The organism is Rhodococcus sp. BP-316 (assembly GCF_019836105.1).
Lineage (GTDB): Bacteria > Actinomycetota > Actinomycetes > Mycobacteriales > Mycobacteriaceae > Rhodococcoides.
Map to the genome: position 1 here is coordinate 189,159 of NZ_JABUEE010000002.1, position 25,536 is coordinate 214,694.

The window sequence follows — 25,536 nt, forward strand, 5'->3', positions numbered from 1 at the left end:
CATCTTCCGGAGGTTCCCGTGGCCGCGTTCGATCAGACCATCCTCGACAACATGTCCGCCTCACTCGCCGAGATCCCGCACCCGTCACTGCCCAAGGGCAGCAACATCTACGGCGGAACCAAGATCTTCCCGGACTACAAGGCGGAGGACGGCGAGTCGTACTTCACCCTCTTGCACGGCATCGCCCACGAGTCGTCGGTGAGCTTCGTCGCCGTGCTGCAGGCGACGCGCGCTCTGCGCAAGGGCTACGAGTCGGCGATGTACTTCTACGGTCCCGGTGCCATCAACTGCCTGGCGACCCGCGGCTTCCCCACCACCGGAGACTCCGGTTTCCCCGGCGAGCAGAACATCAACGACGCTCTCGCGACGTTCATCTCGGAGGGCGGCACCGTGTTCTGTTGCCGATTCGGGCTCGCGCTGCACGGCGGCCGCGAGGAAGACCTCATCGAGGGCGTCGTGCCCGCGCACCCGCTGGACGTGCAGGACGCGTTGATCCACTACGCCCGCAAGGGCGCGATCATCAACTCCACGTACATGGTCTGAGGTGAGACGGCGATGTCCGACGTTCGACTGCAGACCCCGACCGGCCTCCGGCCTTCCCGCCCGACCAGGAACCACCGGGTCGATCTGGCCCTGCTCGGCATCCGTGGGACCCCACCGGTGCGCCGCACCGCGGGTGCGGGACCGAGCGACGACGGCCACGTGAGCATCGACGGACTCGGTGCAGCGCTGCCCCGCAATCCGTCGAGCCCCTACGTCCTGGACGGCGATCGGGTGCTGTTCGACGGGGACGACATCGGACTGGACATCGCCGCCATCGCCCGGCCGGCCTTCTACGACCTCACCACCGACGACGGTGTGCCCTACGAGAAGCTCGCCAAGCTCCACGGCAAGGGGGTGCTGGCCACGACCGTGGTCCAGACCTGCATTCGCTACGACGAGTCGCAACGGTGTCGGTTCTGCTCCATCGAGGAGTCGTTGCGCAGCGGCGCCACCGTGGCGGTGAAGAAGCCCGCCGATCTCGCCGCCGTGGCCGAGGCGGCGGTGCGACTCGACGGCATCACCCAGATGGTCATGACGACCGGGACCTCGGCGGGCCGAGATCGCGGGGCGTTGCACCTGGCACGCTGCGTCCGCGCGGTGCGCGCCGTGCTCCCCGACCTGCCGATCCAGGTGCAGTGCGAACCGCCCGGTGATCTCGCGACCCTCACCGAGGTGTACGACGCCGGCGCACGGTCCATCGGTATCCACGTCGAGTCCCTGGACGAGGACGTGCGGCGCCGCTGGATGCCGGGCAAGGCGTCGGTCTCGCTCGACGAGTACCGCGCGGCATGGGCGGAGGCGGTGCGGGTGTTCGGACGCAACCAGGTGTCGACGTATCTGCTGGTCGGGCTCGGCGAGGACCCGGACGAGGTGGTTCGCGGCGCCACCGAGCTGATCGCGATGGGGGTCTATCCCTTCGTCGTCCCGTTCCGGCCACACCCGGGGACCCTCGCGGTGGACGTCGACGGGGCCGGGGCGCCGTCCGCCGAGCTGTTGACGGACGTGAGCACTCGGGTGGCCGCGGCACTGGTGGACGCGGAGATGCTGGGGACCGACCAGAAGGCCGGGTGCGCAGCGTGTGGTGCGTGCAGCGTCCTGCAGACGATGGGTGGCTGACATGAGCACCGAACTGTCGATCCTCACCGGGGCACCCACCGTCGGCGCTGCCCCGTTCCTCGTCCGGCCGGCCGAGTCGGCGGCCGATCTCGCCGCCTATCACCGTCTTCGACGCGAGTCGTTCGTCGTCGAGCAGGGCTTGTTCTCGGGTACCGACCGGGACGGCGTCGACGACGATCCGCGCGCGGTCGTCCTTCTCGCGACCGCCCCCGACGGCACCGTCCTCGGCGGGGTCCGGGTGGCTCCCTGCACGGACGTCGACCTGGGATGGTGGTCGGGCAGCCGCCTCGTCGTCGCGCGGGAGAAGCGTAGTCGCGCAGTGGGACCCGCTCTGATCCGAGCCGCCTGCGCTCATGTGGAGACGGCCGGGGTGGTGCGGTTCGACGCCACCGTGCAGTCTCGCCACGTCCCGATGTTCACGGCGCTCGGGTGGACCGCCACCGGCCCCACCGTGCTGGCCGGCGCCCCGCACGAGACGATGCGCTGGACCATCGACACGGTGGCACGTCTCGTCCGGTCGACCAAGGCCGTGCTCGCAGATGTGCTGGCACCCCTGGCCACTGCGCCACTGGGGTTGGGGGCGAGTGGTTTCCGAGGCGACGACGGAGTGCCGGTGCCCGGCTCCGACATCATCGCCGCGTGCGACGCCATCGTGCCCTCGATGGTCGAGCGCGACCCGGAGTGGGCCGGATGGTGTGCCGCCCTGGTGAATCTGAACGATCTGTCCGCCATGGGTGCGACCCCGGTGGGCATGCTGGACGCCGTCGGCGCTCCGACGACGTCGCTCCTCACCCGCGTGATCCGGGGCCTCGCCCGCGCCGGTGACGCGTGGGGGGTTCCCGTGCTCGGCGGCCACACCCAGGTGGGTGTGCCGGCGGCGCTGTCGGTCACGGCACTCGGACGGACGTCGTCGCCGGTGCGTGCGGGCGGCGGTGAGGTCGGTGACGAGCTGAGTCTCACCGCCGACCTCGGGGGCGGCTGGCGACCCGGTTACCACGGCCTGCAGTGGGACTCGACCTCCGCACGCTCCGGGTCGGACCTCCGCGAGATGGGCTCGTTCGTGGCCCGTGCAGCTCCTCGTGCGGCGAAGGACGTCAGCATGGCGGGGCTCGCGGGCACCGTCGGCATGCTGGCCGAGGCATCAGGTACGGGCGCCGAGATCGACGTCGCCCGCATACCCCGACCCGGCGGTGCCGACCTCGGCCGATGGATCACGTGCTTCCCCGGGTTCGCGATGATCACCGCGGACCGCCCCGGACGTCGGCTCCCGCCGGCCGGTCCGGCGACATCGGCCGCCTGCGGCCGCCTCACCTCGGAGCCGGGAGTCACCTTGCGGTGGCCCGACGGCGCCACCACCTCGGCGGTCTCCGCCGCAGTCACAGGATTGGGACCAGCATGAACGACGTAACTCTCTCGGTGGCGTCCGAGCGCTTCGGCCGCGACATGGACGAGTCGTACGCCACCATCGAGCGCACCATCGCGGAAGCACGGCGACGCGGCAGCGCGCTGCTGGTCCTGCCGGAGGCGTGCCTCGGGGGCTACCTCCCGAGTCTGGGAGGCGGAGACGAGTCGGAGGAGAAGCGCCGCACCCGGCTGCAGAACCTGCCGCCGGCCCTCGAGCTGGACGGTCCGGAGATCGCGCGAGTGTCGGCGATGGCCGGGGACATGGTGGTGACCTTCGGTTTCTGTGAGGCGGACGGTCTCACGCGGTACAACGCCGCGGTGACGGTGCACGGTGACGGGGTGCTGGGCTCGTACCGCAAGGTGCACCAGCCACTGGGCGAGAACCTCTGCTACTCGGCGGGATCCGAGTACCGCGCCTTCGACACCCCGGTCGGCCGGATGGGCATGCAGATCTGTTACGACAAGGCGTTCCCCGAGGCGGCGCGGGAGATCGCACTCGACGGGGCCGAGATCATCACCTCGCTGTCGGCATGGCCGACCTCGCGAACGGGTCGTGCTCCGAACATGGCCGACGATCGATGGAAGCTGCGCTTCGACATCTACGACCAGGCGCGAGCACTGGAGAACCAGGTCGTGTGGATCGCGTCCAATCAGGCGGGGTCCTTCGGGTCGCTGGACTTCGTGTGCAGCGCCAAGATCGTCGGTCCGGGAGGGGAGATCCTCGCCGGCACGGGCGTCGAACCCGGCCTGGCGACAGCGACTCTCGATGTGCAGAAGGCGATCGCGGCGGCTCGCGGAGGTGGCATGTACAACCTTCGGGACCGCCGTCCGTCCGTGTACGGGACCCTCGTCGACGGCGACAGCATGTCTCGGGTGGACCGGGTGATGAGCCGTGCCTGAGATGACCTTCACCGTCCAGTGGCCCAACGGGTGCCGCCAACAGTGCTACTCACCGTCACTCGTCGTCCGTGACCATCTCACGGTCGGGACGCGCTACGAGATCGCCGACTTCGTGCAGCGCAGTCGACTCGCGCTCACCGAGGCCAGTGACCGGGTGCGGGCCAAGTACGGCTTCGCGTGTACCTCGGCAGCGGCGACTCTGCGCGAGATCGAGACCACCGCAGCGGCGTTCGACCGCGGCACCGTGCACGTGCTCGACCTGGGAGGAGCGCGATGACCGAGCATCACACCGTGATCGTGATCGGCGCGGGCCAGGCAGGGCTGTCCATGAGCTGGCACCTGACCCGACGCGGTGTCGACCATGTCGTCCTCGAACGGGACACCATCGCCCACGAGTGGCTGGACGGGCGGTGGGACAACTTCACCCTGGTGACACCGAACTGGCAGTGCGTCCTGCCCGGGTACGCCTACGACGGCGACGATCCCGACGGATTCATGACCCGAGACCTGGTGTACGACTTCGTGCGTCGCTACGCCGACTCGTTCGGCGCTCCGGTCCGCGAACACGTCGCGGTGCTGTCGGTGCAGCAGGCACCCGGCGGCGGCCACGTCGTGTCGACCTCCGCCGGGTCGATGACCGCGGATCAGGTCGTGGTGGCCGTCGGTGGCTACCACGTCCCGTCGATTCCACGCCTCGCCGAGCGGGTGCCGGAGACGATCACGCAGATCCACTCGTCGGGGTACCGCAGCGCGGCGGCGCTTCCTCCGGGTGGGGTCCTGGTGGTCGGTACCGGGCAGTCCGGCGCGCAGATCGCCGAGGATCTGCACCTCGAGGGCAGGCAGGTGCACCTCGTCGCGGGGTCCGCGCCTCGTGTCGCCCGCTTCTACCGCGGACGGGACTGCGTCGCGTGGCTGCAGGACATGGGGGTGTACGACGTGTCGATCTCCGAACACGCCGGCGGACTCTCCAAGCGGGAGAGCACGAACCACTACGTGACCGGGCGGGACGGCGGACGCGACATCGACCTGCGTGCCTTCGCGCTGGACGGGATGCGGCTGTACGGGCGGTTGACCGACGTCGGTTCGGACGGTGTCCTGCGTTTCGCGCCGACTCTCGAGCAGTCACTCGACGCGGCGGACGCGGTGTCGGAGGGCATCAAGAACGACATCGACGCCTACATCACCAGGGCGGGACTCGACGCTCCCGTCGAGGAGCGATACACACCGGTCTGGCGGCCCGAGTCGGAACCCACCGAGCTCGATCTCGAGGCGGCGGGCGTCACGTCCGTCGTGTGGGCCGTCGGCTTCCGCCGGGACTACCGCTGGCTGAAGGTCGGGGTGTTCGACGGTGAGGGCCACCCGGCTCACACCCGCGGTGTGACCGCGGCGGAGGGCCTGTACTTCCTGGGTCTGCCATGGCAGAACACCTGGGGCTCGGGCCGATTCGCGGCGGTGGCACGGGATGCGGAGTACCTCGCGGAGCAGATGTCCCCGGCGGTCGGCGCCCGCGTGCCCGCGGCGGTCTGACCGCGAGATGGCGCCGATCCGGGCGGCGGCGCTCGCGGGACACTTCGGCCGTGACGTCGAGCGGTCCGTCGAGAAGATCGTGGGCATCATCGAGCAGGGCCATCAGCGGGGCATCGACCTGTTGGTCCTGCCCGACGCCTGCCTCGGCGGTTACCTCGGTGATCTCGCGCGGCCCGATCTCGAGGAGCTGCCGCCGGCGCTCGACGAGGACGGACCCGAGCTCGCGGTGATCGCTGCTGCGGCCGGTGCGATGACCGTGTGCGTGGGCTACACCGAGAGGGCGGCCCTGGTCCGTTACAACGCCGCCGTGTGCCTCACGGGCGACGGTGTGTTGGGTCGTCATCGAAAGGTGCACCAACCGGCGGGGGAGTCGTTGGCCTATGCGGCGGGAGATCGGTTCTCGGCGTTCGACACGCCGGTGGGCAGGATGGGCATGCTGATCGATTACGACAAGACATTCCCCGAGGCGGCGCGCACCTTGGCTCTGGACGGTGCGCGCATCATCGCGGCGCTGTCGGCGTGGCCGGCCAGTGTGACGGACAGGGCGTCGAAGTTGGCCAACGACAGACAGTCTCGCCTGTTCGACCTCTACGACGCCGCCCGGGCAGCCGAGAATCAGGTGGTGCTGCTGTCGTCCAATCACACGGGGGTGACGGGATCTCTGCGCTTCCTCGGGCAGGCGAAGATCGTCGGTCCCGGCGGCGAGGTCCTGTGCCGGACGCGAGACAAGGGTGGCCTGGCGTGCTGCGACATCGACGTGGACGCGGAGGTGGACCGGGCCCGTCGGGTGCTGCGTCACCTCGACGAACGACGACCGGACACCTATCACTCACAGGCATCGAAGGAGACCACGTGCGTGTCGCCCTCCTGACCTACTCGACGAAACCGCGAGGGGGAGTGGTCCACACCGTCGAACTGGCGGAAGCACTGGCGCGCGCGGGAGCGGACGTGACGGTGTGGTCCCTGGCGCGCGGCGGCGACGAGGGCTTCTACCGTGCGATCGATCCCGCGGTGACGGTTCGTCTCGTTCCGTTCCCGGCGCGCGAGGACGAGTCGGTGGGCGATCGCATCCTGCGGTCGATAGCACTGATGCGCAGTGCCTTCGACCCGGGTGACGCCGACGTCGTGCATGCCCAGGACTGCATCACCGCGAACGCCGTCGGACGCTGTGTCCGCACGATCCACCACCTCGAGGAGTTCACGACACCGGAACTCGCCGCCTGCCACGAGCGCGCGGTCGTCGAGCCCCTCGCCCGTATCTGTGTCTCGCGCGCCGTGGCCGACGAGGTGCGTGCGGGATGGGGCCTGTCGCCGACGGTCATCCCCAACGGGGTCGACCATGCTCGGTTCGCGGCGGCACGCGGCGACGAGTGGCGCACCCGTCTCGGCCGATATGTCCTCGCGGTCGGTGGCATCGAGCCGCGCAAGGGGAGCATCGACCTGCTCGAGGCCCACGCCGCGCTTCGAGAGCGGTGTCCGGACGTGGGTCTGGTGTTCGCCGGCGGTGAGACGTTGTTCGACTACCGGGGGTACCGGGCGGAGTTCGACACCCGACTCGTGGAACTGGCGGGCAGGCCGGAGGCCGGTCGGTCGACAGGCGACAGGGGGCCCGCACCGCGGGTGCTCGGCACCGTCGACCACGACGTGCTCCCGTCTCTCGTCGCGGGCGCGTCGGCATTCGCGTTCCTCTCCACCAAGGAAGGCTTCGGGCTGGCCGCGATGGAGGCTCTCGCCGCCTCGGTTCCCGTCGTGGTGCGGGATCTCCCCGTGTTCCGCGAGGTGTTCGGGGACGCGGTGCGCTACGGCGGCGACGCGGAGGGGACGGCTGCCGCACTCGAGGACGCTCTGACGTCGGACGACCGTGCCGCTGCCGGGCGCGCACTGGCTGCCCGCACGAGTTGGGACGACGCCGCGGCCGCTCATCTCGCGTTCTACGAAGGGCTCGCGCATCGCTGATCAGCGCAGGGGCGATGTGCCCGCGTCGTCGGGTCCGTCGTCGGGGAGGTGTCCCGGCGACGTGGTGTCGACCGTCGCGTCGAAGAACAACTGGACGAACGACAACGGAGACGCGCGTTGCTCGCTGTCCCGCTCGGGCTCGTCGGACATGGTGGCACTCCCTTCTCGACGTGGATCGCCGGACCGATCATCTCAGATTCTGAATAGTTGAACAACTGAGAGATATACCGGTGTCGAGGGGAAAATGATGTGATCCACTTCTCAGAGCGCAGAAACTATGTTAAGACATACAGACATGGTTCGAACGTCGCTGGGCGGCTCGGACCCGCCACGCCGACGATGGGATGTCATGTCTTCGCAAGTCAGCACCACGGGAAGTGCACTACCGCCGGACGCACCCGGTCCCCACTCGCGTCGCCTCGGCGTCATCGCCGTGGTGGCGACCTTCGGTGGCCTGCTGTTCGGATACGACACGGGCGTCATCAACGGCGCGCTGGAGCCGCTGAAGGAGGACCTGTCGCTCACGGCCTTCACCGAGGGCTTCGTCGTCAGCATCCTCATCTTCGGGGCGGCCATCGGCGCACTGGTCGGGGGCCGACTGTCGGACAAGTACGGCCGTCGGCACAACATCCTGATGCTGGCCGGCATCTTCGTCCTCGGCACTCTGGGCTGCGTTCTCGCCCCGTCGTGGGAGGTGCTGGCGGTGTTCCGCTTCATCCTCGGCCTCGCGGTCGGCGGAGCGTCCGCGACCGTGCCGGTGTACCTCTCGGAGGTCTCACCGTTCGAGCGCCGCGGTTCCCTGGTGACGCGCAACGAGGTCATGATCGTCAGCGGCCAGTTCGCGGCCTTCGTGATCAACGCCCTCATCTTCAACATCTGGGGCGAGCACGACTCCGTCTGGCGCTACATGCTGCTGGTCGCCGTGTTGCCCGCGTTCGCACTGTTCTTCGGCATGCTGCGGATGCCCGAGAGTCCGCGCTGGCTCGTCTCGCAGGGCCGGGACGACGACGCCCTGGCGGTGCTGAAGCAGGTGCGGTCCCCCGAACGTGCGGAGGCCGAGATGGCCGAGGTGCACGCGCTGGCCGAGGAGGAGAAGCTCTCGCAGACCGGCGGCGCGGCCGACCTGTCGGTGCGGTGGATCCGACGGTTGATCTACATCGGTGTGGGACTCGGTGTGTTCCAACAGTTCACGGGCATCAACTCGGTGATGTACTACGGCACCCAGCTCCTCGGCGACGCCGGATTCTCGAGCAGCTCCGCCATCATCGCGAACACGCTCAACGGCCTCTTCAGCGTCCTCGGCATCACGGTCGGCCTGCTCATCATGAATCGGATCGATCGCCGAACGATGCTGATCGCGGGCTTCTCACTGACGACGCTCTTCCATCTCCTGGTCGGACTGTCCGCACTGCTGCTGCCGGACGGCACCGCCAAGGCATACTTCATCCTCGTCTTCGTCGTGCTCTTCGTCTTCTGCATGCAGGGCACGATCGGGCCGCTGGTCTGGCTGATGCTCGCAGAGATCTTCCCGCTCAAGATTCGCAGCTTCGCCATCGGTGTCTGCGTGTTCATGCTGTGGATCGCCAATGCTGCCGTCGCACTGGCCTTCCCGCCGGTGGTCGACGCGCTCGGCATCGCGCCGACGTTCTTCATCTTCGTCGGACTGGGCATACTGGCCCTGGTCTTCATCATCACGCAGGTGCCGGAGACCCGCGGTCAGAGCCTGGAGGAGCTCGAGGCCCGGTTCCGCCGCGAGTACTCCTGACACGATCACCCCACTTCGAGAAGGACGGCGAGACATCATGGCAGTACTGGTGGCAGTGACCGACAGCGACGAGGGCCGACACGCACTGTCGGAGGCGGTGTCGGAGGCGCGCATGCTCGAGACCGACGTGATCGCGGTGAACCTGACCCTCGGCGCGCTCGACACGAGCGACGTGGGCGGTGACGTGGCGGTGCGAGTGATCGACCGGGCGGGGCGCGAGGACCGCGACCCGGTGATCGCGGTGATCGACGAGATCGAGGCGCACCCGGAGGTGACGCGACTCGTGATCGGGATCAAGAAGCGCAGTCGGGTGGGAAAGGCATTGCTGGGCAGCGTCAGTCAGCGTCTGCTGATGACGTCACCGGTGCCGGTGCTCACCGTTCGACCCAGCTGAGCCGAACGGTGAGCGGTGGCAGAGGTCAGACGGTGCAGAGCGGGCGGATCTCGTTGCTGCCCTGAGTGGTCGGCGACGTCAACAGCAGGCAGGCGTTGTAGCCGCGGCTCTCGACGACGCTCCGGATCTGCTTCCACTGATCGGCACTCACCTGCGGCGACCGCGACAGGACGAAGCCGGACGTGCGGAACGGATCGCCCACCAGCGCCCACGAGTAGTCGTCGGCGATGTAGGTGACGATGTAGTTGGTGGGTCCCTCGGGATTGTCCTGGGTGGGCACACCGGGGAAGCTCACGTGCAGCTGCGCCTGCGTGACCGGATCGTTCACCCGGGCGTTGCCGATGATCTCGTTGGCTCCGCCGTCCCAGCGGGTGCAGTTGTTCTGCACGCGCACGTTGCTGGGGTCGAGCACCTGGTAGTTGGCCCGGGTGTCCTTGGCGCAGTTCAGGTTGAACGGCTGCGGGACGGCCGCGATCTGCCACCAGTCACCCGCGTAGCGCTGGACGTCCAGCTGAGCGATGGGCTGCAGCGGCTCGAACAGGGGCTGCGCGGACGCGGCGCTGCCGCCGGCGAGCAGAGCTCCGGTGACCAACGCTCCGGCGACTGCCGTGCGGATGATGCTGCGGATCATGAGGTGACTCCTTCTTTCGTGGCGTTCGGACTGTCTTCGGAGTGCGGGTCGAGTTCGGTCGGCCACCAGATGCGGGGACCGATCAGGGTGAACAGGGCCGGAATCACGATCGTGCGGACCACGAAGGTGTCGAGCAGGATGCCGAGGCCCACGACGATCCCGAGCTGCGTGAGCAGAATGAGTGGCAGGACGCCCAGCACGGTGAACACCGCGGCGAGCACGATGCCCGCACTGGTGATGACCGCGCCCGTCGACGCGACGGCGCGCACGATGCCCGTCCGCGTCCCGTACGACGGTGTCTCCTCACGTGCCCGGGTGACGAGGAAGATCGTGTAGTCCACACCCAGGGCCACGAGGAACAGGAACCCGAACAGCGGCACGTTGTCGCCGAGGGCGGGGAAGCCGAAGATGTTCTCGCTGGCCCAGCTGCCGATGCCCAGAGCCGCCAGCGTGCTGAGCACCGTCGTGGCCACGAGCACCAGGGGTGCGAGGGCCGACCGGAGCAGAACGAACAGCACCAGCAGAACCACCAGCAGGATCACCGGGATGATCACCAGGCGGTCGCGAGCTGCGGCATCGGACGTGTCCAGCGCCTGCGCATCGCTGCCGCCCACCAGAGCGTCGGCACCCGTGATCGGAGCGACAGATGCACGCAGGTTCTCGACCGCGGCGAACGCGCCGTCGGAGGACGGTTCCGCGTCGAGCACGACGGACCACTCGGTGAGACCGGTGCCGGAGGTGCCGGGCCGGGAGTCCGCAGTTCGGGACACCGACACCACGCCGTCGGTGTCCTGCAGCGCTGCCTCGACCTCCGAGGCCGCCGCGGTCCGGGCGACGACGACGGTCGGATCTGACTGCCCCGCCGGGAAGTGCTCGGCGAGCGTGTCGATACCGGTGACGGATTCGGCGGTGACGCGGAACTGCTCGGTCTGCGACAGGCCCACGTTCGTTCCGACGAGGCCGAGAATGCAGACGGCCAGCGCGACCAGCGACACCGCCGCGGCGCGGCCGGGTCGACGACCGACGGCGTTGGCGACGCGGAAGAACACGCCCTTGTCCGTCGGCTCGGGATCGCCCACACGAGGAACGAACGGCCAGAACAGTTTCCGGCCGAACAGTGAGAGCAGTGGCGGAAGAACGAAGAGCACGAAGACGGCGGCGACCACGAGACCGGCCGCGGCCAGACCGCCCAGGCTGCGCGTACTCGGCAGAGTGCCCAGCAGCAGCGTCAGGAGCGCGAGCACCACCGTCGCGTTGCTCGCCACGATGGCCGGGCCGGCGCGTCGCACGGCATGGTGCAGGGCGACCCGGTGGTCGCTCTCGCGGCGCAGTTCCTCGCGGTACCGGGAGATGAGCAGCAGCGCGTAGTTGGTCCCGGCGCCGAACACCAGGACGCTGGTGATGCCCGAGGTGCTGCCGTCGAACGAGAGCCCGGTGAGCCCGGACACTGCGGTGCCGACCGTCGAGGCGACCCGGTCACCGAAGCCCACGACGGCGAGCGGCACGAGCCAGAGAACCGGTGACCGGTACGTGGCGATCAGCAGCAGGGCCACCACCAGCGCGGTGACGCCGAGCAGCGTGACATTGGCCCCGGAGAAGGAGTCGGCGATGTCGGCGGCGAACGCGGGACCGCCCGTGACCTGCGCCGTCAACCCGTCGGGGAGGCCGTCTGTGGCAGCGGTGCGCAGCTCGGTGACCAGGTCGGCCAGTCCCGTTCCGGACTCCGACGTCGACACCTGGACGGGGGCGATGGCCGCCTCGCCGTCGGGTGCGGGAACGACCGGGGCGTCGGGCGCACCCGCGTCCACCCCGCGCTCGACACCGTTCATCCGCATCCTCGCGGCAGCGACGTCGGCGAGGTCCTGTTCGGACAGGGCGCCGCCGTCGGCGCGCGTCACCACGAGGATCACCGGCGAGAGGTCGGAGTCGGGGAATTCCTCGAGCAGGGCGTCGACCCGTGCCGATTCCGCGTCCGAGGGGAGCGATGTCGGCGAACTCTCGGCGGCGGAGTTGCTCCCGACGCCGCCGATGAGCGCGCCGGCGGCAAGGACGACGAGCAGGGCGACGATCCAGGACCGAGGCCCCGAGACGAGGCCGGCCACGCGGTTCCACACAGAGTTGTCGCTCACCGGAAAAGTGTCTCAGTTAGTTGATCGTTAAGCAACTGAGACATTGCTCGGAGGTCCGGCGAGTACGCTGACACCCGAGTTTTCGAAGGAGAATCTGTGTCAGCACACGAACGGTCGGAGCGGTCCGACGCGACCGACGCCGACGGTGCCCGGCGCGATCTCGAATCCACGATCGCCGCCGACATGCGCGCCATGACAGCCGAGTCGGATCAGCTCGGCCGTGTGTTCGGCTCTCGACACCACCTCAGCGCGAACGACTTCCGAGCCCTACTGCACATCATGGTCGCCGATGTCGGTGGACGTCCGGTGTCGCCGGGCGAGCTCGGCTCTCTCCTCGGACTCTCCTCCGCCGCCATGACGTATCTGGTGGAGCGGATGATCGCGTCGGGTCACATCCGCCGCGAACCCGACACGCGGGACCGACGGCGGGTCATCCTCCGCTACGACGAGCCGGGAATGGACGTCGCACGGCAGTTCTTCGGCCCGCTCGGACAGCACGTCCACGAGTCGCTGTCCGCGCTGCCGGACACGGATCTCGCTGCGGCGCACCGTGTGTTCGGAGCTCTCACCGACGCCATGCAGACCTACCACCAGGAGATCAAGAGCACCGGGTGATCAGGCCCCGAGCTTCTGAGCGAACATGACGATGATGCCGCTGGGTCCGCGCACGTAGGTCAGTGCATAGACACCCTCGTAGTTGGCGACACCGCGCAATGGGTGGCAGCCGTGCCGAGCGGCCACTGCCAGAGCCTGCTCGAGGTCGTCGACCTCGAAGGCGACGCGGTGCATGCCGATCTGATGCGGGAGCGTCGGTTCCGTCTCGATCATGGTGGGATGGCGGTTCTGGAACAGCTCGATGCGGCCCGCCCCGTCCGGCGTCTGCAGCATCGCGATGTCGGCGTGATTGCCGTCGAGACCCACCGCCGTGTCGGCCCACTCGCCCTGGACCGTGTCACGGCCGAGGAGTGTCAGACCCAGATCGGTGAAGAACGCGATGGCCTCGTCGAGGTCGCGTACCGCGATCCCGACGTTCTCGAGTCGTATCGACATCGCTCGACTCTAACGACCAGTGTGCTCCACGATGACGTCCTTCACGCGATCGACGTCCGCGGGGACGACGTCGAAGCGCTGCGGCAGGTCCTCGATGCCCTCGAACGCCGGTGGACGCTCGGGTTCGGTTCCCAGCGCCTCCCGCACGATGTCCGCGAACTTGGCGGGCAACGCGGTCTCGAGCACGATCATGGGCACGCCCTCGCGCAGGTTCCGGCGGGCGACACTCACGCCGTCGGCGGTGTGCGGGTCGATGGTCACGCCGTAGCGCTCGGCCACGTCGCGGATGGTCTCGACGCGGTTCGCGTGCGTGCTGCGGCCGGACACGAAGCCGAACTCCTGGATGCGATCGAACTCGAGAGTACCGGAGAAGTCGAAGCCGCCGTCGGTGTCGAGCGCGCGGAACAGCTCACCGAGCCGGACCGCGTCCTGATCGACGAGGTCGTAGAGGAAGCGCTCGAAGTTGGACGCCTTGGAGATGTCCATGCTGGGGCTCGAGGTGTGGTGGGTCTCGGCGGCCGCGCGGGGACGGTAGACACCCGTGCGGAAGAACTCGTCGAGGACGTCGTTCTCGTTGGTCGCGACGACGAGCTGGTCGATCGGCAGACCCATGCACCGGGCGATGTGCCCGGCGCACACGTTGCCGAAGTTGCCGGACGGCACCGAGAACGACACGCGCCGGCCCGGCCCGTCCGTCGCGAGGAGCCACCCGTGCACGTAGTAGACGACCTGCGCGACGACTCGACCCCAGTTGATCGAGTTGACGGTGCCGATGGCGTGGTGCGCCTTGAACTCGGCGTCCTTGGAGACGGCCTTGACGATGTCCTGGCAGTCGTCGAAATTCCCCTCGACCGCGAGGTTCACGATGTTCTCGTCCTGCAGGCTGAACATCTGTGCCCGCTGGAAACTGCTCATCCGGCCGTGCGGGCTCAGCATGACGACGCGGATGTTCTTCTTGCCGCGCATCGCGTGCTCGGCGGCGCTGCCGGTGTCACCCGATGTGGCGCCCAGGATGTTGAGCTCCTCGCCGCTGCCCGCGAGGGAGTACTCGAACAGGTTGCCCAACAACTGCATCGCCATGTCCTTGAATGCCAGCGTCGGGCCGTTGGACAGCCCCAGGAGATGGAGCGAGGTGCCCTGCTCCTCGCCGAGTGGACGCAGCGGGGTGATGAGTGACGTGTCGTCGCCGGGTCGGCCGTTCGAGTAGACCTCGGCGGTGTACGTCCGGCGCGTGATGTCGCGGAGGTCCTCCGCGGGAATGTCGTCGGCGAACTTCGAGAGCACCTCGAAGGCGAGGTCGGCGTAGGACAGTGAGCGGAACGACTCGAGCTCGTCGGCGGTCAGCTGCGGGTACTCGGCAGGCAGGTAGAGACCACCGTCGGGGGCCAGGCCGCCGAGGAGGATGTCCGAGAAGTGCTGGGGCAGGTTGTGACCCCGCGTCGACTGATACTGCATCTTCGTCTCTCTCGTCCGGTGGCGCGCCCGGCTGACAACTGTGCCACATCCGCCGGTCCGGACCGGATCTGGTGCAGTAAACCGTGGAGAGCACGGTTAGCTGCACCGGATCAGCCGGTGACGAAGCGTCGCACCTCGGCCGCCACCTCGTCGGGCCGTTCGACGAGGTCCCGCCACGTGTACCGCAACACCGTCCACTCCCTGCTGAGGACGTTCTGTCGGATCCGGTCGCGGTGGAACGCGGCGCTGTCCGAGTGGAAGGCCCACCCGTCGATCTCCACGCAGACCCTGGCGTGCGGGAACGCGAAGTCGAGGATGTAGCCCGCGTACGGCAGGTTCACCCGCAGCCCGGTGATGTGCGCGGATCTCATGATCCTGCGGAACAGCCGTTCGGCCTCGGACCGGGCACCGCCCTCGGCGGCGCGCAGGAGCTGCTCCGCTCGCACGTACCCGCGACGTCCGGGGTTGCGAGCGTGCGCTCGTCGGAGATGGTCGAGGGTCATCGTCTTCTGCAGGGCTCGATCCATGACCTCGGGGCCCAGCACCGTCGACGCCTCCAGAACGGTCAGCGGCGTCCTCGTCACGAGGACACGGCGCACGATCACGACGTCGATGCCCGGTAGGTCGCGCCGCCGCAACCGGACACCCGTGATTCCGCGACCGGAGCCTGTCCGGGGCACGGTCACCTCGATCGTCTCCGGGGCCCGCGGAAGCATGCGATACCAGTACGCGGCTGCAGGACCGGACAGCGCGCCCGTACTCGTGGACCACACCGCGCACCGGATCCGCGCGTCGTCGGTGAACGGTCGGTCGACGGCGAAGAACACTCCGCGACTCGTGCGCCGCCAGCGGCCGGTGTGGACGCGCCACTCGATGGCCTCGGGGGTGAGTCCGGCGGTGCGGGCCTGCGCGGTGGTCACCACCCCGTCCTGCTCGGCCAGCAGTCTCTCGATCATCTCGCACTGGACGCGCGCGCCTCCGCGGCAGTTCCGTGGATCGGATCCGGTGCAGTGAACCGGGTACAGCACGGTCGGCTGCACCGGATCACGGCCGCTCCGGCCCCGGCTGGCAGTGCGGGCACCACCAGGTCCGCCGTCGTTCCGGATCTCCCGGCACCTCCGCGACCACGCGCACGGTGGTGCCGCATCGCAGGCACGGCTTGCCCGCGCGACCCGCCACCCAGTGCTGCCGACCTGGCCGGGTGTCTCCGGTGGTCACCTGCATGGCCCGCGGGGTGGACACCGAGTGGCGCATCGCCTTGCGAGTGAGGGCGACCAGTCGAGTGGCATCCACGTCGCACGCCGGCACCCACGGCCCGAGACCACGAAGGAAACACAGTTCGTTGGCCCACAGGTTGCCCGGCCCGGCCATGACGCGCTGGTCGAGCAGTACCGCGACGATCGGGCGCGGGTCCCGCGCGATGTTCGCCGCCGCCTGCGCGGCGTCGAAGTCGTCGTGCAGCGGATCGGGGCCGAGATACGACAGCGCCGCGTCGGCGTCGCGAGTGGTGGAGAACTCGACCACCGGGAGCAGCAGCCCGTACGCGGTGGGCCCGTCGCGCACGGCCAGCCGCACGCGCACGTCGGGATCGAGGCGACGGGGCAGTCGTCGGCCGGGGGCGGTGACGGTCCACGACCCCGTCATCTTCAGATGCGTGTGGAGCGTCAGGTCGCCGTCGAGATCGGTGAGCAGGTGTTTGCCGTGCGTCCGGTGCCGTTGGATCGTGCGTCCCGCGAGGTTCTCCGTCGCATGTGCGGGGACGTTCAGCCGGCCCTCGGCCAGTTCCCGGCCGTCCAGCGCCGCCCGCAGACGTGCCGCGAGCGCGTGGACCGTGTCCCCCTCCGGCACGTCAGGTCCAGTACAGGAGCTGCGCCGCGGGCAGGACGTCCCGTAGTTCCTCGGTGAACCAGCTCTTCATCTCCGCCATGGTGTCCTTCGGGTAGACGTACTTGACGCCCCCGAACTTCGAGCGCTTGGCCGAGCGCGAGTCCTCGTCCATCTCGAGCTTCGTGGCCGGGTACCAGCTCAGCAGCACGTCCTTGCTCGACGGAGTGAACCGGTGCGTGATGATCTCGGCGGTGAGGTCGACGTCCGGGACGTCGGCCAGCGCCGCCGCGATGTCGGCGAGGAGCTCGCCGTACTGCTCGCGCCAGCCGGGCACGGGCATGATCGGAGCGATGGTCACGCCCACCGGGTACCCCGCCTGCGCGAGCGCACGCAGCGCCGCGATGCGGGCGGGCATCCGAGCCGTGCCGCCCTCGAAACGGTTCCCGATGTCGCGGGCGTTGACCGACAGTCGCACCCGGGTACGCCCGCCGTGGTCGAGGCCGACCAACTCGGTGACATCGTCGAACTTGGTGGTGAAGCGGAGGGAGGCGCCGGGTCCGAACTCGCCGGCACCGACCCGCGAGATAGCGGCGGCCAGTGATCCGGTGACGTGCTCGATGGCGAGAGGGTCGGTGTAGCAGGACATCTCGAAGGTGGTGCCCTCGTGTCCACGCTCGGCGGTGCCGCTGGTGATGGTGCCGCGGCCGACATGCGTCGCGATCGGGGCCAGGACGTCGTCGAGATTGGCGTACACCCGAGTGACAGGTGGGCCCGACAGCGAGCCGGCGAGGTAGCAGTACTGGCAGTGCGCCGGGCAGCCCTTCGCCAGGTCGATGCGCCAGTCGGCGCTGGGTGGGATGGGTTGCGGCTTCAGTGCACTGGGCGGAGCGACCACGACCGCGAGCGTCGACTTCGCCCGCGCGTAGGTCTCCCGCTCGGACTCGCCGCGCAGCCCCGTGAGGCGATCCGCCGGGAGGACGTCGATCTCCGACACACCCGCCGCCTCGCACCGCCGCACGATCTCGGCGGTGTGTGACAGTTCGGCGGCCGACTTGGTGATCATCACCCGCCGGGGTGTCCACAGGCGGGTCGGAGTGAGCAGCGCATCCGTCATCACCTGACGTCAACGCTCGGTGTCGCGCGATCCTTCCCGCTGGTGATCGCGATTGCGACGCAGCGCGTAGGTGCGTAGCTTGCTGAAACCGCGCACCCGCAGGGGGCGTAGCGACTTGAGGTAGAACTCGTCCTCGCCCGACAGCGCGTCGGCCGTCTCGCTGTCCACCAGCACCGTGCCGGGGTGCGCGTTGCTGGTCAGGCGGGCGGCCATGTTGACCACGGACCCGTACAGGTCGCCGAAGCGGGCGAGCACCGGACCCACGGCGATGCCGACGCGCAGCGCGGGAACGTCGTCCCGGTCGGCGAAGGCGTCGTGCAGCTCCAGGGCGATCCGTGCCGCGTCCCGGGGGCCGGTGGTCTGGAACATCACCTCGTCGCCGACGTTCTTCACCACCGATCCGTGGCCGCGGGCGATGATCGTCGTGGCCACCGACTCGAACTCCTCGAGCAGCGAGGTCAGCTCGGAGACATCGAGTCGACGGGTGAGCGAGGTGTAGCCGACCATGTCCGCGAAGCCGACCGCGAGCACCGTGTCGGTCTCCCCGCTCGACTCGACGGACAGTGCGCGCCCGGCCACCGCGGCGAGATGGCGCCGCCACACGTAGTTCTGCAGTTTCTCCATGGTGGGCACCGTGTCCGCGGCGGTGACCCGGGACTCCGATCGAATGGCGTCCGGATCGGCGGCGTCGGCAGCGATGCGCGAGCGGATGTAGGAGTTGACGACGCCCACCTGCCACTCGGCCAGTCGTGACATCGACTGCCCCAGCGTCCGCGCGACCGCCACCTCCATCGACTTCTCGACGACGTTCTCGTCGACGAGTGTCGTGAGCAGGCGCAGCGCCTCGATGTCGGCATCGGTGAACATGACGGCGTCCGGATCCGGGCTGACCGGGAAGCCCATGGCGATCCACAGTTGTTGCGCGCGTTCGAGATCCACGTTCGCCAGCTCGGCGACCTGATCGCGGGTGTACGTGGGTTCCTCTCCCAGCAGAGTATGTTCGACCTCGTTCTGCCGGAAGGTGGGCCGGCCGGCGTCCGGTGGGCCCTGGTCAGGCATGGTCGAGAGTCCGCTCGTAGACCGCCCGGACCTCCGCGATGTGCTCGTCCAGTGTCTCCGCCGTCCAGTCCGTCGTCGGGATCGGTTCTCCCACAGTGACGGTGACGGTGCCGGAGTGCGCAGTGAACGAGGACTTCCACATCACGTCGCCCGCTCCCTGGAGGATCAGGGGAACCACCGGGACCCCGGCCGCCATGGCCAGATGGAACCCGCCCTTCTTGAAGCGCCCCAACCGCTCCGTCGGCATGCGGGTGCCCTCCGGGGCCACGGCCACCGACACGCCGCTGTGGAGCTTGTCGATGGCCGGCTTCATCGCTTCGCGCGCCGCGGCGTTGTTCGATCGGTCGACGTAGGCCACGTCGAAGAGAGCCCCGAGGGGGGCGAACCGGGGGTCGCGGCTCAGTTCCTTCTTCGCGACGGCCGTGATGTCCCGACGCAGGACGCGGGCGACGACGATCATGTCCATCGTGGACTGATGGTTGAACAGGAACACCGCCGGTCGGTGGCTCCAGGCGTTCTCCTCGTTCACCACGTTCACCGTGATGCCGGTGAGGGCCAGAGCGACCTCCGGTGCGACGGCGTTGGTGACGTTGGCGCCCACTCGGCGGCTGCCGCTGAGCACGCCCAGGGTCGCACCCAGTCCGGCACTCGCCAGGACCGAGCCGAGGGCGGCGACGCTGCGCACGGTGGACGTCAGATCGGCTCCGCGCGTGGGCCTGCGCAGCTGGACACGGGACCAGCCGCGGTCACGCGCCGTGCGGTCGAGTTCGGGGTCCGGGTTGAGCGCGACGGGACGACCGACGGTCTCGAGCATCGGGACGTCCTCGATGCCGTTGGAGTAGCCGAAACACACGGAGGTGTCGACGCCCTCGGCCGTCGCCCAGTCCTCGATTCCCTCGGCCTTGCGCGGACCCCACAGCGACCGGCCGTCGAGGAGGCCGGTGAGGACGCCGTCCGGCCCGATCTCGGGGTGGGTGCAGATCAGGTCGTCGAAGCGGAGGTCGTCGACCACGGGCTGAGCCTGGTACGGGGTCGCGGACGTCGACATCACGACGCGGTGACCGGCCCGGCGATGCGCGGCGACGAGGGTGCGGACCTGCGGAAAGATCTGCGAAGCGATCTCCGAGCGGAAGAGCCGCTGCGCCTGCTCCATCAACTCGTCGTGCGTCTTGCCGGCCAACGCGTGCACGGCCTTGTCCATCAGGTTGTCGACGGTGGTCCCGCGCACCCGCATCTCCACGACGGCGCTGCTGATCTCCCACAGCTCGAACAGGTCGACGTCGAAGCGGCGAAGACGTTCCTTGAACACGGCGGTCGCGGAGTAACCGTCGATCACGGTGCCGTCGAAATCGAAGAACGCCACCACGTCCGGACCCTTCGGAGCCTGTGCGACCTCGTCGAGCAGATCCTGGAACGTGTGTGCTGGGTGAGTGCTGGTCACCGGTGTCCTCCGGAAGCGTTGTCTGGTCGATCGGGTGCGTCCGCACCGTCGACGGAGTCGAGGGCCACGTGCACCATCGTGCGGATACGTCTGCTCACACGTCCCCACGCCGCGATGTCCGCAGCGAATTCCTGACGGCGGGAAGCGATGTCGTCGTCCTCGGTGGACAGGAGACCACGATTGTCGGCCAACTGCAGGGCGGTGTCGAAGAGCTCGTTCGAGATGGCCTCGCTGTGCTCGAGCTGCTGTCGGAGTCGCCGCGACTGCGCGACGCCCAGGCAGTCGTCGAGGAACGACACCTTGTCGAACTTCGCACCCGGTGTGAGGGTGAGCAGCTGGTCGGCCACCACCTGATACGCCTCGAAGATCGGCTGCAGTACCCGGTGCGCCAGATGAAAAGGCTGCGACTGCAACGACTTCAGCGCGTATCCGGGTCGATCGAGACCGGTGCGCCAGTGCGGATCGATGAGATCGACCTCGGCTTCGAGGCGCTCCCCGAACTCACGCTTCTCGCCGAAGAAGAACTCGAACTTCAGCATGTCCCGCAGTTCCAGCGCGGACTTCCACAGATCGTCGGCGGCCACCTCGCCCGTGGGGCAGTCCTCGGTGCGTAACACCACCAACTCGCCGATCGCCCGCATCACGAAGAAGTGAATGGCGTTGTTGCGGAAGAACGACGCGACGAGATGCTTGTCCTGCGCGAGCAGGAACAACGGCTCCGGGCCGTCGTCGAAGCGCCGCACCACACCGGCCGCGACCTGCGCGCGCACAGCGGCCGTCATGACGTCGATGTCGGTCAGATCCACCCCACCCGCCGTCGGGAGACCACGCTGCTGGATGTACGACGCCAACGGCTCGATGATCGACCACATCTCACGCTTGTTCAGCGCGCGGTCCTCGATACCGAGCATCGCCATCGCCACCAGCGCCGCCGGCGTCACCGGAGTGGACTCGTTGATGGCGTGCGACACCGCCAGCGCCGCACGCTGCACCGCGACCCGCTTGTCGTCGTACTCGTCGAGGAACTGCCGTGCCGACATCGGAGTCCCGAACCGCAGGTAGACGGTTCCGCGTAACTGGCCCTGGGCGCGGACGTACCCGATGGCCATCCGGATTCCCTCGGCCTGCTTCGTCGCACCGTGCGACTCCTTGGCCATCTCGCCGACCTCGTGCAACCGGTCGTACGTGATGGACGTCGGGACGAGGTACGCGTCGGCCGCCGTGCTGTTCTCCAGTGCGTCGAACAGATAGGTGAGCAGGCCGAAGCGCGGAGGCCGGAGCTTGCCGGTGCGAGACCTGCCGCCCTCGATGTACCACTCGAGGTTGAACTTCTTGCTCAACAGGAAGCTCATGTACTGGCGCAGGGTCCACTTGTAGACCGCGTCGGAGAACTTGCGCTGGATCAACACCACACCGCTGCGCTTCGCGAGCGGGCCGATGGGCCAGAACCCGACGTTGATGCCGCCCATGACGTGATTGAGCGGGAAGCCCTGCTCGAGCAAGGCGGGGCGCAGAACCAGTGGGTCGAGGTAGGAGCGGTGGTTCGGCAGGAAGACCAGGGGGAACGACTTGTCGAGATCGCGCAACTCGGCGAGCTTCTCGGTGTCCACCTCCACGCGGTAGGCCCGCGAGAAGAAGGCGCCGAGCTGACCCCAGAGTTCGACGGCGCCCTTGTTCTCGGTCGCCACCATCTCGTCGAGGATCTCGTGGACCCGGGCATTGACCGCCGACACCGGAGTGTCCACCGATGCCGCCAACTCGGCCAGATCGGCACGGAACTGCGAGCGTTCCGTCATCTCCTCGACGACGAAGCGCGGCACCTTGTACTCGCTGCCGATGACCTCGCGTTCGGCCTTGTCCAACGTGAGGCTCGCCTGACGCGCGATGTAGGACGACAGGGAGCGGCCCGCCGTCGCCTCGAACCGCTCCCGCAGCGCCGACAACGAGGCGGGTTCGCCCTCGATGATGCGCGACTCCCCGCGGCGTGCCCGCCCCAGACGCAGACCGAAGCCCTTCCTCGGAGCCTTGGTCCAGCTGACGCGGATCGGGGTGATGAGTGGATCGGCGCCGCCGGCACGCTCGGTGAGTTCGTCGAGGGCCTTGCCCGTCATGACGACCGACTCCGGTCGGCCGTTACCGTGGTGACGATCGATCCAGTCGTCGGCCGCGTGGACGTCGACGTCGGAGACCGCGTCGATGAGGAAGACCTGATCGTCGGAGGACGAGGATCTCCCCGTCAGCGGATGCTCGGTCGAATCCAGTTGAGACATGTCCGCTCGCCTTCCCCCTCCGATGCGCCACCGGTGGTGGGCCGTGCACGTGATGGTCCGCAACGCTACGCCCGGGACAGGTACCCCGGTGCCACTTTCACGAGCCGCCCCGGCCGCGGAACCGAAGTGGTGCATCCGTCACGACATGTCGACCTTCTCGTTGTCACCCACGTCCGGCTTGTCGCCCGTGATGCGCGACTTGGCGTACGCGATGAGCGTCGAGACCTTGGACCCCGGCGCCGACCAGAACTCGGCTCCCTCCGACTCCACCCGGATGAGGACGACCTCGTCGGACTCGGGACCGTTCTCGAACCACGCGGCGACGCCCTGGCTCCAGAGATCCTTCTTCTTCGCGTCGTCCAGCACCACGCTCGCGCGCCCCGACAGCGAGACCCACGACGTGCCCGACTGGAACGACACGTTGACCGACGGATCGGAACGGATGTCGGCGACCTTCCTCGAGTCGTTCGCGGCGAAGAACCACAGATCGCCGTCGAACTCCGTCTCCTGCAGAGCCATCGGCCGTGCCTTGAGGTGTCCGTCCGTGCCGTGGGTGGTGAACATGCAGAGCTTCGCGTCGGACAGCAGTTCGGCGACGCGGGCGGTGCCTTCGGTTCTCTCGTCAGTAGTCATGGGGCACGGCTACCCGCGGTGGTGGTGGCGCAACCGGGCGTGCAGGACTCGGTGCGTCGAACGGTGTCGGTGGGTCGTGCAAAACTTCTGTCGCGTCCGTTCTGCCCCACGCCCGGACTCGCCGATCCCCAGCCACGACCCGCTCCACTCACGACGAGAGGCACCCGATCATGAGCGCTCCCGCCCGGCGCCGCGCCCCCCGACCCGGCGAGGCGCTGTCCGCCGAGGACCTCGCGACTCTCGAGGCGGGGCTCGCGGCCGGTCGCCGCGTCACCGTCTACCTGCGGGAGGCGACGCCGTCCCTCGGCCTCGAGGCGGGCGCCTCGGCGCGGGTGATCTCGGTCGACGGCACCACGGTGACGGTGAGCCCCAAGGGCATCGACGACCAGCTGCCGTACGAGGCGGACGAGTTGCGTCTGAGCAAGGACGCGCCGGCGCCGGCGCGCAAAGCCACGAAGGTCGCTCCGCGCACGACGGCGGCGCGCCCGACAACCCGCCCCGCCGTGGTCCCACCCCCCGTCGTCCCACATGCAGCGACGCCCCGATCGGAGACTCCCGTGCCTGTAAAAGCAGCACCCGAGAAGTCGGTGGCCACGCCGGCTCTCGCGCCGGAGACGTCGGTGAAGCCCGCGGCTCGGCCGGCTCGGCGCACGAAGGCGCAGCCCGCGCCGGTGTCGGTGACCGTGACGTCGGGGCCCGACGATCAGTGGACCGTCACCGTGTCGCACGGTGCGAAGAAGCTGGCCAAGCCGTCGGACGTGACGGCAGACCGGGTCCTCCGCGCGATCCGCGAACTGGGCGACGATGTGGCTTCCGCTGCCGTCGAGGACAAGATCGAGGCGGCTCGGGCTGCCGCGCTCGAGCGGGTCGAGGCCCTGAGTCGAGAGCTCGACGAGGCACGCCGCGCGCTCGATCGACTGAAGAACGAGTAGAAGCGTCGCGTTCCGGGTCCCGCGTATTGCTACGGTGTGCGTGACCTCGGAGGGGATACATGCTCAAGAAACTCGTGCTCGTTGCCACCACAGCGCTGGCGCTCGCCGGCGGGATCGGCGCCGGAACCGCGTCGGCTGCACCCGTCGCCGTGCTCGGTGGCGGATCCGGAGTGCTCGTCGCAGACAGCACCGGCAAGGGCAAGTTCGACTGCACACTGACCACCATCGGCAACGACGCCGCCGGTCGACTCGTCGGCATCACCGCAGGTCACTGCGGCGTTCCCGGTGATCTGATCGGCGCCGAGTACCTGCCCGACGCGGGCGCCGTCGGCCGCATCGTGAGCTCGGTCCCCGGCCTCGACTACGCCGTCATCGAGTTCGATCGGGGCCGCGTCGCACCGACCAACCGCGTCGGCAACGTGACCATCACGGGCGTGGGGGCGCCCGCGACCTTCCCCGGCATCATGTGCAAGGAGGGCCGCACCACCGGTAACACGTGCGGCATCACCTACGGGGAGCTCTTCCAGAACGACCGCACCTACACGCAGATCTGCGTCCAGCAGGGTGACTCGGGCGGCCCCGTCGTCGCCGGCACCACGTTGGTGGGCATGGTCAACGCGTACCTGGGCATCCCGTGCATCGGTCCCGAGGTGGGCACCAACATCCAGACGGTGCTCGACGACATCAACCGCGGCGGCGGCGCCGGTACCGGGTTCACCGTCACGGGCTGATCGCCGGACCCCAGCCACACGACGAAGGCCGTGACTCCCGAGAGGGGGTCACGGCCTTCGTCGTGTCGGCTGGGTGGAGCTGTGGATCAGTTGACGCGCAGGCACGCCTTCAGCGTGGTGAGGTCGCCGGCGAATCCGGGGCCGTCGCAGGTGACGCCGCCGAGGGAGTCGACCGTGACGGTCGAGCCCGGTGCCGCGATGGCGATGGACAGACCCGGGTTCAGGCCGAGTGCCTCGGCGACGGAACCCGGTCCGAACGCGATGGCGGCCGGTGCCGCGTAACCGACGGCCGAGCTGCTGGCGATGCCGCCGTTGAGGCCGAGCGCCAGGGCGAGGGCGTTGCGGCTGGCGTCGGCGGACGCGTCACCGTAGGCGGCAGCGGCGCTGGAGGCGTCACTGGTCGCCGAGCACAGGCCACCGGCGGGCACGGCGTCCGCACCGAACGGTGCCTGGCATGCCGTGACCGGTGCGGCCGAGGCGGTGGCGGGCAGGAATGCGGCGACACCGAGTGCGACGGTGAACGCTCCGGCGATGGTTCTCTTGACGACTGACATGACGTGGGTTGCCCTCTCCCGAAAACGATCGACGGCAACGATCGTTGCCGCGTCTTGTCCTCGAAGAATGCCCCCGCCGGGTATCAGCCAACTCTGCCGACGGTC

At 68.8% G+C, this 25,536-nt stretch carries 26 protein-coding genes; 13 read left to right on the forward strand and 13 right to left on the reverse strand.

Annotation, left to right across the window (positions count from 1 at the left end; all coding sequences use genetic code 11):
• Nucleotides 1-18 precede the first annotated feature (18 nt).
• Genes HQ312_RS04255 through HQ312_RS04290 form a run of 8 tightly spaced genes read left to right on the forward strand, consistent with a single transcriptional unit; the run spans nt 19 to nt 7,446 of the window.
• Complete coding sequence (locus tag HQ312_RS04255; RefSeq protein WP_222637915.1) at nt 19-543, forward strand: MSMEG_0572/Sll0783 family nitrogen starvation response protein; 525 nt, start codon at nt 19-21, stop codon at nt 541-543.
• 12 nt (nt 544-555) lie between these two features.
• Nucleotides 556-1,659: an MSMEG_0568 family radical SAM protein gene (locus HQ312_RS04260; protein ID WP_222637916.1), complete on the forward strand. Its 1,104-nt coding sequence runs from the start codon at nt 556-558 to the stop codon at nt 1,657-1,659.
• Between the two features lies 1 nt (nt 1,660).
• Nucleotides 1,661-3,058, forward strand: a complete 1,398-nt coding sequence (locus HQ312_RS04265) for an MSMEG_0567/sll0787 family protein (protein WP_037185974.1) — start codon at nt 1,661-1,663, stop codon at nt 3,056-3,058.
• Nucleotides 3,055-3,963, forward strand: a complete 909-nt coding sequence (locus HQ312_RS04270) for a carbon-nitrogen hydrolase family protein (protein WP_037185976.1) — start codon at nt 3,055-3,057, stop codon at nt 3,961-3,963. Before HQ312_RS04265 ends, HQ312_RS04270 begins: the two co-directional genes overlap by 4 nt.
• Complete coding sequence (locus HQ312_RS04275) at nt 3,956-4,240, forward strand: MSMEG_0570 family nitrogen starvation response protein (protein WP_056441075.1); 285 nt, start codon at nt 3,956-3,958, stop codon at nt 4,238-4,240. Before HQ312_RS04270 ends, HQ312_RS04275 begins: the two co-directional genes overlap by 8 nt.
• A complete protein-coding gene (locus HQ312_RS04280) occupies nt 4,237-5,490 on the forward strand; it encodes an MSMEG_0569 family flavin-dependent oxidoreductase (RefSeq protein WP_037185980.1) in 1,254 nt (417 codons plus the stop codon). Before HQ312_RS04275 ends, HQ312_RS04280 begins: the two co-directional genes overlap by 4 nt.
• A 7-nt stretch (nt 5,491-5,497) precedes the next feature.
• Entirely contained in the window at nt 5,498-6,361 is an 864-nt protein-coding gene (locus tag HQ312_RS04285; protein ID WP_056441078.1) for a carbon-nitrogen hydrolase family protein, read from the forward strand.
• Nucleotides 6,343-7,446 carry an MSMEG_0565 family glycosyltransferase gene (locus HQ312_RS04290; protein WP_222637917.1) on the forward strand — a complete coding sequence of 368 codons (1,104 nt, stop codon included), beginning with the start codon at nt 6,343-6,345 and terminating at the stop codon, nt 7,444-7,446. Before HQ312_RS04285 ends, HQ312_RS04290 begins: the two co-directional genes overlap by 19 nt.
• On the opposite strand, the gene HQ312_RS04295 is transcribed toward HQ312_RS04290, so the two are convergent.
• Nucleotides 7,447-7,596 carry a hypothetical protein gene (locus tag HQ312_RS04295; protein WP_222637918.1) on the reverse strand — a complete coding sequence of 50 codons (150 nt, stop codon included), beginning with the start codon at nt 7,594-7,596 and terminating at the stop codon, nt 7,447-7,449.
• A 199-nt stretch (nt 7,597-7,795) separates the two neighbouring features.
• On the opposite strand from HQ312_RS04295, the gene HQ312_RS04300 reads away from it, so the two are divergent.
• Together HQ312_RS04300 and HQ312_RS04305 are read left to right on the forward strand one after the other, a co-directional pair.
• Nucleotides 7,796-9,211, forward strand: coding sequence for a sugar porter family MFS transporter (locus tag HQ312_RS04300; protein ID WP_056441079.1), 1,416 nt, complete (start codon nt 7,796-7,798; stop codon nt 9,209-9,211).
• Nucleotides 9,212-9,248: 37 nt separating this feature from the next.
• A complete protein-coding gene (locus HQ312_RS04305; RefSeq protein WP_027506099.1) occupies nt 9,249-9,605 on the forward strand; it encodes a universal stress protein in 357 nt (118 codons plus the stop codon).
• A 25-nt stretch (nt 9,606-9,630) separates the two neighbouring features.
• Here the strand turns inward: HQ312_RS04305 and HQ312_RS04310 are convergent, their stop codons facing one another.
• Both HQ312_RS04310 and HQ312_RS04315 read right to left on the reverse strand, forming a co-directional pair.
• On the reverse strand, nt 9,631-10,236 hold the full coding sequence (locus tag HQ312_RS04310) for a lipocalin family protein (protein WP_027506100.1): 606 nt from the start codon (nt 10,234-10,236) through the stop codon (nt 9,631-9,633).
• The gene (locus HQ312_RS04315; protein WP_308119333.1) at nt 10,233-12,365 is read right to left on the reverse strand and encodes an MMPL family transporter; all 2,133 of its coding nucleotides are present in this window, start codon (nt 12,363-12,365) and stop codon (nt 10,233-10,235) included. The genes HQ312_RS04310 and HQ312_RS04315 overlap by 4 nt, the downstream gene beginning before the upstream one ends.
• 183 nt (nt 12,366-12,548) lie before the next feature.
• Between HQ312_RS04315 and HQ312_RS04320 the strand changes: the two genes are divergently transcribed.
• Nucleotides 12,549-12,980: a MarR family winged helix-turn-helix transcriptional regulator gene (locus HQ312_RS04320; RefSeq protein WP_051613432.1), complete on the forward strand. Its 432-nt coding sequence runs from the start codon at nt 12,549-12,551 to the stop codon at nt 12,978-12,980.
• On the opposite strand, the gene HQ312_RS04325 is transcribed toward HQ312_RS04320, so the two are convergent.
• From HQ312_RS04325 to HQ312_RS04365, 9 genes are all read right to left on the reverse strand, one after another.
• Nucleotides 12,981-13,415, reverse strand: coding sequence for a VOC family protein (locus HQ312_RS04325; protein WP_056441082.1), 435 nt, complete (start codon nt 13,413-13,415; stop codon nt 12,981-12,983).
• Between the two features lie 9 nt (nt 13,416-13,424).
• A complete protein-coding gene (thrC, locus tag HQ312_RS04330; protein ID WP_222637919.1) occupies nt 13,425-14,870 on the reverse strand; it encodes a threonine synthase in 1,446 nt (481 codons plus the stop codon).
• 110 nt (nt 14,871-14,980) lie between these two features.
• The gene (locus tag HQ312_RS04335; protein WP_222637920.1) at nt 14,981-15,826 is read right to left on the reverse strand and encodes a type IV toxin-antitoxin system AbiEi family antitoxin domain-containing protein; all 846 of its coding nucleotides are present in this window, start codon (nt 15,824-15,826) and stop codon (nt 14,981-14,983) included.
• An 88-nt stretch (nt 15,827-15,914) separates the two neighbouring features.
• Nucleotides 15,915-16,718, reverse strand: coding sequence for a DNA-formamidopyrimidine glycosylase family protein (locus tag HQ312_RS04340; RefSeq protein WP_222637921.1), 804 nt, complete (start codon nt 16,716-16,718; stop codon nt 15,915-15,917).
• Between the two features lies 1 nt (nt 16,719).
• Nucleotides 16,720-17,811 carry a spore photoproduct lyase family protein gene (locus tag HQ312_RS04345; protein ID WP_222637922.1) on the reverse strand — a complete coding sequence of 364 codons (1,092 nt, stop codon included), beginning with the start codon at nt 17,809-17,811 and terminating at the stop codon, nt 16,720-16,722.
• 9 nt (nt 17,812-17,820) lie between these two features.
• Nucleotides 17,821-18,870 carry an adenylate/guanylate cyclase domain-containing protein gene (locus HQ312_RS04350; protein ID WP_222637923.1) on the reverse strand — a complete coding sequence of 350 codons (1,050 nt, stop codon included), beginning with the start codon at nt 18,868-18,870 and terminating at the stop codon, nt 17,821-17,823.
• On the reverse strand, nt 18,863-20,311 hold the full coding sequence (locus tag HQ312_RS04355; RefSeq protein ID WP_056441091.1) for an HAD-IB family hydrolase: 1,449 nt from the start codon (nt 20,309-20,311) through the stop codon (nt 18,863-18,865). The genes HQ312_RS04350 and HQ312_RS04355 overlap by 8 nt, the downstream gene beginning before the upstream one ends.
• The gene (locus HQ312_RS04360) at nt 20,308-22,581 is read right to left on the reverse strand and encodes a glycerol-3-phosphate 1-O-acyltransferase (RefSeq protein WP_222637924.1); all 2,274 of its coding nucleotides are present in this window, start codon (nt 22,579-22,581) and stop codon (nt 20,308-20,310) included. Before HQ312_RS04360 ends, HQ312_RS04355 begins: the two co-directional genes overlap by 4 nt.
• A gap of 138 nt (nt 22,582-22,719) precedes the next feature.
• On the reverse strand, nt 22,720-23,214 hold the full coding sequence (locus HQ312_RS04365; protein ID WP_027506110.1) for a pyridoxamine 5'-phosphate oxidase family protein: 495 nt from the start codon (nt 23,212-23,214) through the stop codon (nt 22,720-22,722).
• A gap of 170 nt (nt 23,215-23,384) precedes the next feature.
• On the opposite strand from HQ312_RS04365, the gene HQ312_RS04370 reads away from it, so the two are divergent.
• Both HQ312_RS04370 and HQ312_RS04375 read left to right on the forward strand, forming a co-directional pair.
• The gene (locus HQ312_RS04370) at nt 23,385-24,146 is read left to right on the forward strand and encodes a DUF6319 family protein (RefSeq protein ID WP_222637925.1); all 762 of its coding nucleotides are present in this window, start codon (nt 23,385-23,387) and stop codon (nt 24,144-24,146) included.
• A 59-nt stretch (nt 24,147-24,205) separates the two neighbouring features.
• Nucleotides 24,206-24,877 carry a S1 family peptidase gene (locus tag HQ312_RS04375; RefSeq protein WP_222637926.1) on the forward strand — a complete coding sequence of 224 codons (672 nt, stop codon included), beginning with the start codon at nt 24,206-24,208 and terminating at the stop codon, nt 24,875-24,877.
• 86 nt (nt 24,878-24,963) lie between these two features.
• Here the strand turns inward: HQ312_RS04375 and HQ312_RS04380 are convergent, their stop codons facing one another.
• Nucleotides 24,964-25,431, reverse strand: coding sequence for a DUF6764 family protein (locus HQ312_RS04380; RefSeq protein ID WP_037185983.1), 468 nt, complete (start codon nt 25,429-25,431; stop codon nt 24,964-24,966).
• Nucleotides 25,432-25,536: the final 105 nt, after the last annotated feature.

Bases quoted from the DNA above. Each gene is read 5' to 3' on its own strand.
- HQ312_RS04265 (WP_037185974.1), top strand. From the start codon at position 1,661: ATGAGCACCGAACTGTCGATCCTCACCGGGGCACCCACCGTCGGCGCT.
- HQ312_RS04285 (WP_056441078.1), top strand. From the start codon at position 5,498: ATGGCGCCGATCCGGGCGGCGGCGCTCGCGGGACACTTCGGCCGTGAC.
- HQ312_RS04370 (WP_222637925.1), top strand. From the start codon at position 23,385: ATGAGCGCTCCCGCCCGGCGCCGCGCCCCCCGACCCGGCGAGGCGCTG.
- HQ312_RS04270 (WP_037185976.1), top strand. From the start codon at position 3,055: ATGAACGACGTAACTCTCTCGGTGGCGTCCGAGCGCTTCGGCCGCGAC.
- HQ312_RS04310 (WP_027506100.1), bottom strand. From the start codon at position 10,236: ATGATCCGCAGCATCATCCGCACGGCAGTCGCCGGAGCGTTGGTCACC.
- HQ312_RS04360 (WP_222637924.1), bottom strand. From the start codon at position 22,581: ATGTCTCAACTGGATTCGACCGAGCATCCGCTGACGGGGAGATCCTCG.
- HQ312_RS04305 (WP_027506099.1), top strand. From the start codon at position 9,249: ATGGCAGTACTGGTGGCAGTGACCGACAGCGACGAGGGCCGACACGCA.
- HQ312_RS04320 (WP_051613432.1), top strand. From the start codon at position 12,549: ATGCGCGCCATGACAGCCGAGTCGGATCAGCTCGGCCGTGTGTTCGGC.
- HQ312_RS04350 (WP_222637923.1), bottom strand. From the start codon at position 18,870: ATGCCTGACCAGGGCCCACCGGACGCCGGCCGGCCCACCTTCCGGCAG.
- HQ312_RS04335 (WP_222637920.1), bottom strand. From the start codon at position 15,826: ATGATCGAGAGACTGCTGGCCGAGCAGGACGGGGTGGTGACCACCGCG.
- HQ312_RS04365 (WP_027506110.1), bottom strand. From the start codon at position 23,214: ATGACTACTGACGAGAGAACCGAAGGCACCGCCCGCGTCGCCGAACTG.
- HQ312_RS04345 (WP_222637922.1), bottom strand. From the start codon at position 17,811: ATGACGGATGCGCTGCTCACTCCGACCCGCCTGTGGACACCCCGGCGG.
- thrC (WP_222637919.1), bottom strand. From the start codon at position 14,870: ATGCAGTATCAGTCGACGCGGGGTCACAACCTGCCCCAGCACTTCTCG.
- HQ312_RS04295 (WP_222637918.1), bottom strand. From the start codon at position 7,596: ATGTCCGACGAGCCCGAGCGGGACAGCGAGCAACGCGCGTCTCCGTTG.
- HQ312_RS04260 (WP_222637916.1), top strand. From the start codon at position 556: ATGTCCGACGTTCGACTGCAGACCCCGACCGGCCTCCGGCCTTCCCGC.
- HQ312_RS04300 (WP_056441079.1), top strand. From the start codon at position 7,796: ATGTCTTCGCAAGTCAGCACCACGGGAAGTGCACTACCGCCGGACGCA.
- HQ312_RS04380 (WP_037185983.1), bottom strand. From the start codon at position 25,431: ATGTCAGTCGTCAAGAGAACCATCGCCGGAGCGTTCACCGTCGCACTC.
- HQ312_RS04280 (WP_037185980.1), top strand. From the start codon at position 4,237: ATGACCGAGCATCACACCGTGATCGTGATCGGCGCGGGCCAGGCAGGG.
- HQ312_RS04375 (WP_222637926.1), top strand. From the start codon at position 24,206: ATGCTCAAGAAACTCGTGCTCGTTGCCACCACAGCGCTGGCGCTCGCC.
- HQ312_RS04325 (WP_056441082.1), bottom strand. From the start codon at position 13,415: ATGTCGATACGACTCGAGAACGTCGGGATCGCGGTACGCGACCTCGAC.